Source organism: Pantoea sp. EA-12 (genome assembly GCF_030053355.1).
Lineage (GTDB): Bacteria > Pseudomonadota > Gammaproteobacteria > Enterobacterales > Enterobacteriaceae > Pantoea > Pantoea vagans_C.
Window position 1 is genome coordinate 1 of record NZ_JASGBY010000006.1, and the last position, 13,267, is coordinate 13,267.

General features: G+C 45.1%; 13 protein-coding genes and 2 pseudogenes. 7 read left to right on the forward strand and 8 right to left on the reverse strand.

Translation table 11 applies throughout. The features are described from left to right. Positions 1–335 precede the first annotated feature (335 nt). The 3 genes from QMZ30_RS10610 to QMZ30_RS10620 form a co-directional block, all read right to left on the reverse strand. Positions 336–899: a JAB domain-containing protein gene (locus QMZ30_RS10610; RefSeq protein ID WP_283227328.1), complete on the reverse strand. Its 564-nt coding sequence runs from the start codon at positions 897–899 to the stop codon at positions 336–338. A gap of 64 nt (positions 900–963) precedes the next feature. After that, on the reverse strand, positions 964–1,443 hold the full coding sequence (locus tag QMZ30_RS10615) for an antirestriction protein (RefSeq protein WP_283227329.1): 480 nt from the start codon (positions 1,441–1,443) through the stop codon (positions 964–966). A 564-nt stretch (positions 1,444–2,007) separates the two neighbouring features. Further along, a complete protein-coding gene (locus tag QMZ30_RS10620) occupies positions 2,008–2,646 on the reverse strand; it encodes a hypothetical protein (RefSeq protein ID WP_283227330.1) in 639 nt (212 codons plus the stop codon). 200 nt (positions 2,647–2,846) lie between these two features. Between QMZ30_RS10620 and QMZ30_RS10625 the strand changes: the two are divergent. The 4 genes and pseudogenes from QMZ30_RS10625 to QMZ30_RS10640 form a co-directional block, all read left to right on the forward strand. Beyond that, positions 2,847–3,167 (forward strand): annotated as a pseudogene (locus QMZ30_RS10625) (SOS response-associated peptidase family protein); the annotation flags it as partial. 437 nt (positions 3,168–3,604) lie between these two features. After that, positions 3,605–4,444 (forward strand): group II intron maturase-specific domain-containing protein, encoded by an 840-nt coding sequence (locus QMZ30_RS10630; protein ID WP_283227331.1) that lies wholly within the window; start codon positions 3,605–3,607, stop codon positions 4,442–4,444. Positions 4,445–4,459: 15 nt separating this feature from the next. After that, complete coding sequence (locus QMZ30_RS10635) at positions 4,460–4,879, forward strand: SOS response-associated peptidase family protein (protein ID WP_349306827.1); 420 nt, start codon at positions 4,460–4,462, stop codon at positions 4,877–4,879. 108 nt (positions 4,880–4,987) lie between these two features. Continuing rightward, the gene (locus QMZ30_RS10640) at positions 4,988–6,937 is read left to right on the forward strand and encodes a P-loop NTPase fold protein (RefSeq protein WP_283227332.1); all 1,950 of its coding nucleotides are present in this window, start codon (positions 4,988–4,990) and stop codon (positions 6,935–6,937) included. Positions 6,938–7,290: 353 nt separating this feature from the next. On the opposite strand, the gene QMZ30_RS10645 is transcribed toward QMZ30_RS10640, so the two are convergent. Further along, a complete protein-coding gene (locus tag QMZ30_RS10645) occupies positions 7,291–7,803 on the reverse strand; it encodes a plasmid SOS inhibition protein A (protein WP_283227568.1) in 513 nt (170 codons plus the stop codon). Here QMZ30_RS10645 and QMZ30_RS10650 point away from each other — a divergent pair. The 3 genes and pseudogenes from QMZ30_RS10650 to QMZ30_RS10660 all read left to right on the forward strand — a co-directional run. Then, positions 7,753–7,886 (forward strand): annotated as a pseudogene (locus QMZ30_RS10650) (IS3 family transposase); the annotation flags it as partial. The gene QMZ30_RS10645 and the pseudogene QMZ30_RS10650 overlap by 51 nt on opposite strands. 171 nt (positions 7,887–8,057) lie before the next feature. Beyond that, positions 8,058–8,648: a TetR/AcrR family transcriptional regulator gene (locus tag QMZ30_RS10655; protein WP_283227333.1), complete on the forward strand. Its 591-nt coding sequence runs from the start codon at positions 8,058–8,060 to the stop codon at positions 8,646–8,648. Positions 8,649–8,727: 79 nt separating this feature from the next. Next, entirely contained in the window at positions 8,728–9,420 is a 693-nt protein-coding gene (locus tag QMZ30_RS10660) for an aspartate/glutamate racemase family protein (protein ID WP_283227334.1), read from the forward strand. 654 nt (positions 9,421–10,074) lie between these two features. Here QMZ30_RS10660 and QMZ30_RS10665 read toward each other — a convergent pair. The 4 genes from QMZ30_RS10665 to QMZ30_RS10680 form a co-directional block, all read right to left on the reverse strand. Next, a complete protein-coding gene (locus QMZ30_RS10665) occupies positions 10,075–10,518 on the reverse strand; it encodes a DUF6130 family protein (protein WP_283227335.1) in 444 nt (147 codons plus the stop codon). A 25-nt stretch (positions 10,519–10,543) separates the two neighbouring features. Beyond that, positions 10,544–11,767, reverse strand: a complete 1,224-nt coding sequence (gene egtB / locus QMZ30_RS10670; protein WP_283227336.1) for an ergothioneine biosynthesis protein EgtB — start codon at positions 11,765–11,767, stop codon at positions 10,544–10,546. A 66-nt stretch (positions 11,768–11,833) separates the two neighbouring features. Then, on the reverse strand, positions 11,834–12,418 hold the full coding sequence (locus QMZ30_RS10675) for a DUF308 domain-containing protein (RefSeq protein WP_283227337.1): 585 nt from the start codon (positions 12,416–12,418) through the stop codon (positions 11,834–11,836). A gap of 193 nt (positions 12,419–12,611) precedes the next feature. Beyond that, on the reverse strand, positions 12,612–13,220 hold the full coding sequence (locus tag QMZ30_RS10680) for a hypothetical protein (RefSeq protein WP_283227338.1): 609 nt from the start codon (positions 13,218–13,220) through the stop codon (positions 12,612–12,614). Positions 13,221–13,267 lie beyond the last annotated feature (47 nt).

Here is a 13,267-nt window from a genome sequence, read left to right on the forward strand (position 1 = left end):
GAGCGGTATGCGGGGAAACCTGCACGTACCGTTCTCAGGGGGCAGCGGCGCAGTAATGCGCCGCTGCTACCCGACATCCGGGTTTTAGATCCCTGACTCCTTATCCTCAAATTCATGGATCACACGAAGCAACTGCAGCACCGCCCAGGTTTTCACGGCAGCAGTAAGGAAAGAAAGAAGACAGAGCGACAACATCCCACAATAAGAAAGCGAGGGCGCTGGGGGATGGCCGGTGCGTCAGCACCGGCATTTTCCGGCACGCAGTGCTGCCCGCCGTTTAGCGCGCCAGAAGCAGGCAGAGTTGCCCCTGCCTGGCAGAACCTGTTAGCGATTAATCAGAGCTGTCCCCGCTCAGCAAGGGATACCACCTCATTACCCGCCACAATCAGGTGATCGAGAACCCGAACGCTTACACCTTCAAGAACCTTTCTCAGGTGGGACGTGATTGTGATATCCGCCCTGGACGGCTCAATTGAAAATGACGGATGGTTGTGACCGAGTATGACGGCAGCGGCATTGTGCTCAAGGGCACGGCGCACAATCTCACGCGGGTGGATCTCGACGTTTGCGATAGAGCCATAGAAAATCTCTTCGAAAGCCAGCATCTGGTGCTGGTTATTGAGAAACGCGACGGCAAACACCTCGCGCTCGCGCCCGGCAAGCTTTGCCCGGAAAAACGCACTGGATACGTCCGAGGATACAAATGAGGTGCCTGTAGGATAGCGGTAATCGATCGCCAGTTCGGCCTCCGCCAGGATCTGGCTGTCGGTTGCCATGACATAATTACCCTGCGCATCGCATACGTGAAGGCGGCTGAAAAAGCGCACGTTATCGCTCACAGTTTGTAGTGATGATTCTTCAGAATTTGCAGTCGTGTTGCTGGTATTCGGAAGTGACATATGAATTCTCCGGTTTAGTTTTAAATGAGGGTTATGCCTGCCCGGTTCACGGGGAGACCGGAAATTAGTCAATGGCGCGGAAAATCGCGCTCGCTTCCTCATGCGCACCGGCATAAGCCTTCAGCGCCTCAGCACGCTGGTTAAGAAGATCGATAAGAGGATCGCTGCCGTTCTTCGCCCACAAATGCCAGGCGACGTGATTCAGCGTGTAGAGCATGGCAGTGATCCCTGCCGCTTCAGCGCTCATTTCGCCACGGTAGAAGTTAGACGGGATCGCCACCTGCCTTCTGCCCTCCCATGACGGCACAACAAAACACCCGCCGTTATCCGTCGTGAAATACTCAAAGTAATTCCCCTGATGAGCCGGGCAGTAATCTCGAAACCAGTTTGTGAGTATCGCCTTCGCCTCACGAACGTATGCGCCAAAATAAGCGCCGAAAAATGCCGGGCGCTTCATGATGCTCACCTGTGCTGCCCCGACAGGACTTTCTGATGATGATTCTTCAGATTCTGAAGCCGTGAAGTTGATGTTCTGCTGTGACATGTTGTTTCTCCCGTGTGGTTGCATGTGATGTTTCTCCGAGTTCCTCGCCGTGTGGGCAGAACAGGCGCGCGGGCATCAGGCAGAACGCAGGGGGAAACGGCAAAGCCGCAGCCCGGAGGGAACGGGTGCCGCCGGTTAGCTTGCGACCCTTGCGTGAGGCCGCCTGCGTGGCAGGTTTCTGCACGGCGAAGGGGCGCGAGAAAGAAACACAACGGAGATGATGAACAGGGCACAGCCCCGGGCGGCAGTCTTAAGCCGATCCGGTCCTTAGCGGCCGCATCTTTCACGGCCAGTGAACGCGCTGGCGGCGAGCCAGCTGCAGGGGTGGCATTTGCTATCAGACCCCAGCCGGAAGGCCCGGAACGCGTCTTTGCGGTCCGGCGAAGCTTGCCGGCTGGCCGGTTAGCGCAGTAGGGCTGACGATCCGGCTACGCCGGAGAGCCGAAGGTAGGCATCAGGGGTTGTATGTCAGAAAAGCGCCAGTGATGGCAACGGCCTGAACCTGGCTGCCAGATTTTTGAGAGGAGCTGGATAACTCCCCGTCAACATAGATGCACTGTCGCCTCAACGCTCATTCAGGATCGAACTAAAATCATCAGAAGAAGTTTTGATCGTTTGTTGGGGAAGTTTATAAGCATTCAGTTCTTTGCTGATTCTGAATACTTTTATGGCGCAGAAAACCATCCAGCACCAGACAGCCATAGCCGCGATTGATACAGCCAGAACCAGATAAAAACGATGGATATCAGGAGATGAGAAACTGTCCATGACACTGGTAACCAAAACCCCTGCAAGGTAAACAAACATGAGAGGTAATATCCACATCGTCTGTTTACGCAGGTGTATCTCACTTTCATCGAGATCATACAACCCGGGCCAGCGTAACACCGTCTTCAGTGAGGAGAGATACGGGGCAGGCTTACCTGAATAAAAGGCGATGAGTTTAACGGATAAGTTTCTGTCTCTGTGAAGCCCAAAGGACTGAAGACGAAACTGTTGCTCGGCGACTTCAAGGGGGTCTGAGAGCTGATCCCTGGACTGCCTGAGCCATTTTATCGCCTTCACTTGTTCTGCAGGCGCGCGGGAAAAGAAGTCACGACGTTTAAACAACACATATATTTTTGCTAATGCAGGGAGAAGCAGAGTCATGATGCCCGAGATAAGAGGTAGGCTTAGCAGGTCTTTCCACTCTGAGAAGCTCATTTATTCATCCTTGAGAATATGAAAAATATGACGTCATCTTTTATCGAAGCTTATCACAATGCCTCCCGGACCTGCTCCGCGTCTTAGCCCAATCCTTATTTCCGAAGCACGCCCTGTCACGTACTTAAGTTCATCAGTTTAATGACCCAACGCACAATAACCCGGCATTACCCGCTATCCTTTCAGGAGGAGGAAAGATCATGTGCGGACGATTTGTGCAGTACCATAGCCGGGAGTTTTACTTTGACGCGCTTGGGGTAGCCGACAGCGCGTACGTTCACGATCCGGAACACATCGGGCGATACAACATCGCGCCCGGTACTAATGTGCTGCTGCTCAGTCAGCGCGACGACGAGCTCAAACTTGACCCGGTTTACTGGGGCTATGGCCCGGAATGGTGGGACAAGCAGCCGCTTATCAACGCGCGCGGTGAAACCGCCGCATCGAGCCGGATGTTCAAGCCGCTCTGGAACCACGGTCGCGCCGTGGTGTTTGCCGATGGCTGGTTTGAATGGGTGCGACGTGAAGTCGCATAAGTGATTGTTCGGAATATATATTATTACCGAACCTGCCGTCCCATCGGCAGTACCCTACGAGGTAGGGCGGACTGGTAACAGGCCGTCCAAAAGCCCTCGGACAATGTAGCCTTTACCATTTGGTAAGTGCCAGAATCGTGAGAAAACGGCATGCCTGCGAGCATCAACGCGGGTCGGAGCTAGGGTGAGTGGCATGCTTAGCATATGCGAACCTCGTTTACTATCGTCAACCATGAAGGGCCCAAAGATGCTGACAGGGCTCGATTGCGGTCGGAGCGGATGTCCCATTCTCATCCGCCATGGGCAAAGTGACCGCCGGTAGCGTAAGAGGAACCTAAACCATTCTTGTCATTTATGCGGAACATGGTAAGCCCAAATAGCTCCTTATTAAGGAAGCTTCACCGCAAGGTGAAGTGATAGCTATGTGGGTAGAGGATCGGGGAAAAAGCGAATGCCTGTTTGTAATGAACAGGATACGGATTGAAAGATTACCCGGCGCGAAAGCGGGCAGACTTCCCCGTGGTCTTACGTCACGAGATAACCTGATTAACGACGTGCGAGGAAAAGCAGCCAAAGTGCATCTGATCCGTTATGCCGACGACTTTATTATTACCGGTGACAGCCGGGACACGATTAATAAAGTCATACCTCTCGTCGAAGCATTCCTTGCAGAACGTGGGCTGGAGCTTTCTAAAGCAAAGACCCGGGTTACCCATGTCTCTGAAGGTTTCGATTTTCTCGGCCAGAACATAAGACGTTATCCTAACGGAAAACTTCTCATTAAACCGTCCAGAAAAAGCATTAACACATTGATCTCGAAGGTCAAAGCAATTGCTAATCAAATGATAGCTCAACCTGTTGCGTCATTGATCACGAGGCTAAACCCTGTGATTAGGGGATGGGCCAACTACCATCGTCATGTTGTTTCCAAGCGGGTATTCACTTATGTGGATCACCTGATCTTTGAAATTATCTGGAGGTGGGCCAAGGCCAGACATCCCCGTAAAGGACTCAGATGGATTAAAAAGAAATACTTCGCTCAGGTGAAATCCCGAGACTGGGTTTTCAGCGGTCTATATCGGGATACTGTCACGGGACAAATTATGACTTTGAGATTAATTAACGCTCAAAGCATCAAAATTGTCCGTCACAGACTTGTTGCCTCAGCACTTAATCCCTATGACACGAATTGGGCAGATTATGCCCGAGCCAGATCTTCGGGACTGACTGCACCTGCTGCATCATTTCATAGTGGTGTTTGATAAGGCTTGAGCCGTGTGAGCTGGAAACTCTCACGCACGGTTCTTAGAGGGGGTGTCGGAGGTAACTTCGGCACCCTACTCGACGCGCGGGATCGGGAGAAAAAACAGCCCTATTACATCTACCACAAGAACCATGAGCCACTGTTCTTCGCGGCGATCGGCAAAGCGCCCTATGATGACCCGCACGGGCACGAAGGCTTCCTGATTGTCACGGCCCCCAGCAATAAGGGCATGGTAGATATTCACGATCGCAGGCCACTGGTACTCGAAGCCGGTGCTATCAAAGAGTGGCTGAGTGCAGATACTTCAGCAAAACGGGCGGAAGAGATTGCAAATAAGGAAGCTGTGCCAGAAAACGATTTTAAATGGCACCCTGTATCAAGCAAAGTGGGCAGCCCTAAGAACCAGAGTAAAGAACTCTTAGAGAAAATTTAAAGTGCCATTGTCTCAAATGTTGATATGATAACTTTCATATCATTCTTAACTTATTGATCTGACTAATGAAAATTACGATATGAAATTTATTTTTATTTCTTGATAAGTTTGAAACTGAACATTTACAAACCAGCATCCGCCATCAAAAAACAAAAGGGACTTCCAATGAGAAATAGCCATACAACCAGTTTTATAGAGTATTATCTCAATCTAAAATCCGAACCCTATTTCGCCATTATGCTGAAAGGTGCATGGGGAACCGGAAAAACCTGGTTCATTGAAAATGTTATTAAAGACTACTCTGATAAGAACATCAAGTTCAAATATATAAAAGTTAGTCTTTATGGAATGACCAGCATTAAACAGATAGAGGAAGAATTTTTCAGGCAACTGCATCCCGTTCTTTCAAGTAAAGCTTATATTTTAGGCGCAAATATTCTCAAGGGTGCATTAAAAGCAACAGTCAAAGTTGATCTTGACCATAATGGAAGCAATGAAACAACATTTAATGCACAGATACCCGACATAAACATTAAAGATTTCGCCAGGACACCTGAGGATTTTGTACTGATATTTGACGATATTGAAAGGTCATCTATCAGTCTTAAGGATTTATTTGGATATATAAATCATTTTGTTGAGGTTAATGGTTATAAGGCAATTTTAATTGCAAATGAAGAAGAAATCCTAAAGTCCAACAATGTTCCGTCCAAAGAGGATTATATAAGATTTAAAGAAAAACTGATTGGAAAAACTTTTGACATAGAATCAGATTTTGAAAGCGCTTGTAATGAGTTCATGAAAGAAATTACTCATATGACAATCAGGGATACCATAAAAGATGATTTAAAGTCTATATCTAACATCTACTGCGATGCGGGTTACAACAACTTAAGACATGTACGCCAATTTTTCCTTGATTTTGACAGGGCGTGCTTAAACCTGGATACAAAACATATTGAAAATGCTGAATTTCTGAAAACATTCTGCCATCAGTTGATGATATTTTCCATTGAATACCGGGCAGGATCTCTCACTAGAGATGATTTCACTGAAATCGGTAAAGATACTTTCCAATTCTTAACTAACCCAGAAAAGCCAAAATCAGAATACCAGAAAATCAAGAGCAAACATTCCACTCTTTCCTTGTCAGAAACATTACTTACAGGAGAACAGTGGAGAGACATTATTTGCGATGGAAAAATAGGGCGTGAAACATTAGCCGAAGCCTTAAACTCATCAAAGTTCTTCCTGTCACTAAATTCGGCTCCCTGGGAATTCTTATGGAATTGGTACACGCTTGACGAGGATACTCTTTTTGAAAAGCACGCTGAGACAAAAAAATACCTTGCTGAAACAAAATTTAGTCATCTCGGTGAAATCCTTATGATTTCCAGCATACTTTTCAATCTTATCGATAAAAATATTACAAATGATGACATTGATGAAATTGAAAAAATCAGTTATGCTAAAATTATTGAATATTATAATGGCATGTCTTCATACGAAGTAATTAAGACCAAAAATGACATAATATATAATGACTTTAGCAGTTACAGGGGTCTTGGCTATCTAAATACTGAGGGCAAGAATTTCAAGAATCTTATTTCGACTGTTAAAAGCATTCAGCAATCTCGTGCCGCTGAAGCTTTGCCAGACCTTGCAAATGAATTTATTAACCAGATTAGAAAAGGCGACACATCTCTGCTTTCTGAACTCAGCGCTACAAACAGTAATGAATTGAACATTTATCAAAAGGAGTTCTTAAGCTATATCAAACCTGAAACATTCATGGAATGCTACATTAACATGAATCCTAATATGAGGTTGAAGATTAATTCAAGGATGAAAGCTCGCTATGGAAACGAACTTTTTCGGAGTTCATTAACGTCTGAAAAGGAATGGCTGGAAAGTCTGAACACACTTGCTGAGAACTTTATTACTAATTCTGAAAGTAAATTCGATAAGTATCACATTGATATTTTCAGACAATATATCGTTGGTTATTCACTTGAACTATTCACTAGTGATGACACCCCATCAGACCCTAGCCATTAGGCCCGAAACGCCTCCCCTGGCGGTTCGGCGGAACTTACCGGCCTGCCGGTTAGTGAAGAGGGGCTGACGAACCGGCAAAGCCGGGGAGCCTAAGGGGGACATCCTGATTTAAAAATCTATGGGAGCTTTTCCTTTAATTCATCAAGTATACGAAGCAGCTGCAGCACAACATTGCCATCTACAGCAGCATTAAGGGAAGAGAGAAGACAGAGTAGCAGCACTTTGGAATGAGACAGTGTGGGCGTTAGGGGATGGCCGGTGCGTCAGCACCGGCATTCTCCGGCACGCAGTGCCGCCCGCCGTTAAGCGCGCCCAGAAGCACTCTGGCCGTACAAGAAATGCCCGACCGTTTATCAGTTAACCGGAAGCCGGTTCGGCACCACCAGTTTGTCAGCACTCAGCTCCTCAGGTGTCGCCCCTTTTGCCGTGACGCTGATATCCATAAACAGAAGCCAGAGCGGATCGTTCCAGTACCAGGACGGCTCCAGACTTTTGCACGATTCAAACTGCGGCAGCCACTTCAGAACCATGCGAAGCAAATCGCTCTCATAAAAGTCATGATCCCGCTGCTGTGCATACCACTCCGCTACCGTCAGCGGCGTGTGGAACTGCAAACAAATACGTGCCTGTGCCAGTCGTTGCTGGTAGCGACGTTGCTTTGCCTCCCATACCCGATTTCCTGGTTTTTTCTGCCGGTCTATACGGCAGGTAATGCGCTTATCAATACGTTCACTCTGTCTGATGGCTGTCCGCGGAAACAGACGAAACCCCGTGTCCTGCGAGAGCGGCGACAGACAGCGCTCGCCGCGAGAGGTAAGCGGATCTATAAAACCCGGGACATGGTCCGGGCTGATATTTTTGATTATATCGAAGTGTTCTACAACAGGACCCGACGCCACAGCCACCTGGGAGGGTCAGTTCAGAGGTCTTCGAAAAGGCCTCATCGTGAGGACAGCGAATGTCTACGGGAGCGGGGTCACTCCATAAATGACTCTGAGGTGTCTGATAACCCGTGGCGATTCAACATGACACTTGACCTACCTTCTGGTAGGCAATTAAAATGCAATCAATAATAACTGATACAAACATAATGCCCTTCATATATTGTATTGAGAGTACAATGATTGAACTTTCCCAGAAAGCTAATGAAATTTCTGCACTTACCAGACGTCTACTCACCACAGGCGGGTATAAAAGTTTTAGCTATGCTGATATCGCCGATGTCATACAGATTCGCAAGGCCAGCATTCATCACCATTTTCCCAGTAAGGCCGATCTTATCCGCACTGTTGTCATTCAATATCGTGAAGAGGCACTTGCAGGAATGTCAGCCCTTGACCAGCAGCTTAATGATCCAGTGGCTGAGATTAAAGCATATGTCGATTACTGGTCCCGGTGCATTAAAGATGGTTCATCTCCTTTCTGTATCTGCATGATGCTTGCAGTTGAGTTGCCCAGCTTACCAGATGAAGTGGCTACTGAAGTTAAAGGGCATTTTCAGGATCTCTCTGATTGGCTGACATCTCTACTACAGAAGGGACAAAATAAAGGTATTTTCCGATTAACAGATACGCCGTCTGTGGAAGCAAAATCTTTTATGGCAACGGTACACGGCGCTATGCTGGCTGCACGAGCTTTTAATAATGCAGCTCTATTTCAACAGATCACGCAACCTGTTTTAAGTCGTCTACTTGCTACAGATTTACGATAAAAAAATTGAGGTTGGGGGGCTATTATCCTGCCACTATTACATTCCCATTAATTATTCAGCTGAACCAAGAGGTAACATAATGAAAAAAATTGGAATTCTGGGAGGCATGTCTGCGGCCTCAACACTGATTTATTATCGAAAGATGTGTGAGCTGATGCGTGATCGTCTGGGCGGTTTGCACTCCCCTGAACTGTTGATTCGTTCTCTAAATTTCGCAAATATCGAACATTTACAGGCCAGTGGGAAATGGGACGACGCCGGGGCCATTCTGAATACGGAAGCGAGAGCGCTGGAGCTTGCAGGTGCCGATTTTATAGTTCTGGCAACAAACACTATGCACAAGCTTGCAGACCAAATGATGAGCGGTGTAACCATCCCGTTACTGCACATTGCTGATGCGACAGCTGCTCAAATTGTAAAAGCGGGTCTTAAGGCACCTGGTTTGATGGCGACCGCTTTCACGATGGAACAATCCTTTTACCTTGATCGTCTCAGGGCAGCATCCCTCCAGCCTGTCATCCCTGGGGCTGTAGATCGGGCAGAAGTTCATCGCATAATTTATGATGAACTGTGCGCAGATAAAGTAACTCCTGTCAGTCGCTCTGTTTATGAAGACATAGCACAGCGTTTAACAGAAGCAGGGGCAGATTGCGTGATTTTAGGTTGTACTGAAGTTGGGATGTTGCTTAGCCAGGATAACGTCCATGTGCCGGTTTTTGATACCACACTGATCCACTGTGAAGCTGCAATCGATATGGCGTTGCGTGCTTAACGGCGCTTGCCGCAGGTTCATTTATTAATAATGAGCAGTAGTGCTTTGAATCTATCTGTGTTAAATATCCTTCCGTTTTATACTGGTTAAGTCAGTTAAAAGCGCCAAAGCAGCATCGGTAAAAAAGCTTGAGGAATGGTTAAAAACCCGCTGACCCGCCAGTTTTATTCCTTAAGGGCGCAGTGGAGATGGGCTGTCAAGCAACAGTATCCGTTTGTCGCCCGCTCGCAGCATATCAGGCGGATAAGCGGTAGCAATCGAGCGTCATAAACTTTGCTATAGCGGGCTGACCGATGCTGACTTCTTTAGCTGCAGTTCATAAAGATTCGAACGCGATACACAGAGTACTTGCGCTATTCGAATCAGGGAGAAACTTCCGGTGGCAGCAATGGCATGCGTAATATCAATATTTTTACCTGGGCTGTCTCAAGCGTGTCCCAAAGAATTTCGGCTCCCATCGTTTTACGTCCCAGCATTTGTTCAAGCTTTTTGAATTTTTCTCCAGCGCTTTGACCTGGTAAATGTTGATAATATTGCCGCCTGCGGCATGAACCCTGAACATGGAAAAAGCCAGGAAAATACCCCATAATAACGGGTGGAAATTTAAAACACTAATTGAATAATAATCCCACTAACATTTGAGGGGTACATTCCCTATGGTACATTAACTTTTATAGTTTTGACTTGAATAATACTATGGGAAGCATCCACGAGTTCAATTCTTATCAAATGCTCACCTCTTTTCAATGGGCCAAAGTAGATAGGAGAGTAATCTGCATGAATCCAACTCCAGCCACTGCCATCAACCATTACATGCAGGTGACCGATAGTGGGTTTTAATTTTGTCGCATCCTCGCCGTTGATTTCAGTATACAAAGGGAGGATTTGTAGATTTTCAACATCGAATTGAATATAAACATAGCCATCTTTAAGAAAATCTGCACGAGGTGCATAGAGATTTAGTTTGGGTTTTGGGCTAGCGGCAGCTAAAGTTTTAGTTGCAACATCAGCCCCATCAGAATTAGCAAAAGAAATGCCAGTTGAAAACACGCTAAGTAATCCGAAGAAAAACGAAACTACAAATTTATTAGAATTCATTTATTACCTCAATAGATTTTGTCAATTACTTTTCTGATGTTGTGTCGCGAGCAAGTCTTAATCCACTAAACATCCATCTTGACGACGGAGAAAAAAAATTCCGATATGTTGCTCTGGTGTGATCATTAGGCGTTGCGAAGGAACCACCACGAAGGACCATTTGACCAACCATAAACTTGCCATTATATTCACCCACAGCTCCTTCAGGAGTTCGAAAACCCGGATACGCACTGTATGCACTTCTGGTCCATTGCCAGGCCTCATGATAAAGACCTTGTAATCTACTCTCGTGAGTTGCGGCGTGTTCCCATTCCGCCTCACTTGGGAGCCGTGCTCCAGCCGATTCAGCATAAGCTGCTGCTTCAAAGTAGCTGATATGAACTACCGGAGAGTGGGGATCCAATGGAATACGTCCATATAAGCTAAAAGTTGACCATTTATTATGACTTTCTTTTCTCCAGTACAATGGAGCTGTCCACTTTTCTCCTTTGACTTTAGACCATCCATCAGATAACCAAAACGACGGGTTTTGATAGCCTCCATCTTCAATGAATTTTTGCCATTCAATATTGGTAATAAGTCGGTCGGCTATTTCAAAGGGTTGCAGATATACAGTGTGCTCAGGTTTTTCATTATCAAAACAGAAACTATTTTCATCATATCCAATTCGGGAAATACCTTCTTCAAAAAATAACCAATTGATATCTTCTTGTGGGGCGTAGCAACCCCTTGGCTGACTAAAGTATACTGGTTCCATAATTGAATGAGAAAATAGATTCAGTATGTCCATCAAAATCAGTTCTTGATGTTGCTCTTCATGAGCTAATCCTAATTGAAGAACAGGTAGCATGTCTGCCCTGAAGTTATCCAGGAGAGAATTCATTGCTTCATCTACATGCGCTCGGTAGCGCATCACATCAGGTAATGAGGGGCGCGTCATCAGCCCACGGTGAAGCTTATTCTGACGTGGTCCTAACGCTTCATAGTAAGAATTAAATAAATAATTATATTCTGCTGAATACTCACTATATGTGGGTAAATATGGTTTTAAAAGGAAATTCTCATAAAACCACGTAGTATGAGCAAGGTGCCACTTAGCCGGGCTTGCGTCTGGCATTGATTGTACGACCAGATCTTCAGCACTTAGCGATTCCACCAGAGAAATACTCTTTCCTCGGTTATTCTGATATAGCAACTTAAGGTCAGGCTCATCAATGTTTTTGACGGTGCCATTAAAGAAATGAATCATAGAATCACCTAAACTATTGAGCGAAGCGCCTCAGGAATGTATAAACTCTAAAATCAAGATAATAAACTAATGCATCATTACATTTGATGTATTTCTTTTGTTTTTTATAGTTAAAGAAATGGCAGAAATCAGAAAGTAAAATACACCAAAAGCAGCATAGGGCACGACGGTTGTCACATCTAAGGACATACCGCTGCTTGCCTGCTTGAACATGAACACACCTGCTAGAGCTGATTGTGCTCCACTTAAAATCATGGACCATTGTCCATTAGAGGTTTTCCACCGACGTACCGAGGCTGAAAGTTGAAGGATGCCTGAAAATATTGCCCAGATTCCAAAAACTTTAATTGTCATACTCATGCCTACTGACAGAGACCATATTATAGCGGCCGTCACTATAATGCTGACAATTAAATTAAATTTTTGTGGAGGGTTCTCACCTAATCCTCCAGATCTTTGAGCATCTATATAATTTGCGAGCGCATCCCATGCCGGATATAAAACAAGCAAAAGAGCACCAACGACAGGAATATTTCTGCCTATAAGAACTGCCAATGCAATCCATAACATCGAACCCGCCGCACGTATATAATAGTATTTGTTAAGCCATTTATTTTCGTTATGACTTTTAACCTGCATGTCGCTGCCCATTATGCATCTCCTACACTTTTAGTTTAACCATATGATTTAAATTTTAAATAACTTAAGGATATAGCTGTAACTCAAGGGTAGACAACCTACCTATTGATAGGCAATCAAAACCATTACTTTGTATTTTCGTCAATGCATTCTCAGAATTGATTAACATCAATAAATTTGAAAACCATCTTATTGAATTAATAAGTTAACAGGTCTCTTTCAAGTCTTGCTTTTTTAATGAGGTGACCTTTCTCTTTTTTGACCCCTGAGAAACTGAGAAGGGCACCTTATAGCTGATGTACTCAAACGCAATCCACAATAAATAGTAAATAACTGGAACTGGCATTGCACATACAGGAGGCTGAGAAAATTCCTTCAGATTACCCTTGCACTCTACGTTATTCTGCGAATCTATTTTTTTAGAGCAAACACTTTGTATTAGTTCTACCTGCATGTCATTACAAAAAATTGAATCAATTGATTCATACACTTTACATGCCGATTCATTAAAACTCACTGAATTTACATATTTTTTTATAGATCTAATGCTTCTGTCACCTACATTAGAATGGATTTTTTGGCTAACCAATAATTGCGCCAGAATTACGTCAGTATCAATCCTTTTTTCTAAAGAGTTAACTTTGAGCGATTTTGAGCCATTTACACTTGCATTAGAATTAATGAACGCTTCATTTTTTAAATTTAATACTTCATCAAAACCTATCTGATGTGAAGTCGATGATTTCTTAAGATCCACCCAGGAGTTTGTGGCAAATGTGATTGAAAACTGATGTACATTATGTATGCCAGTCATTCTCATCTCCCATTAAGTTAATTAACTTTAAGGGTGTTAAACCTTAA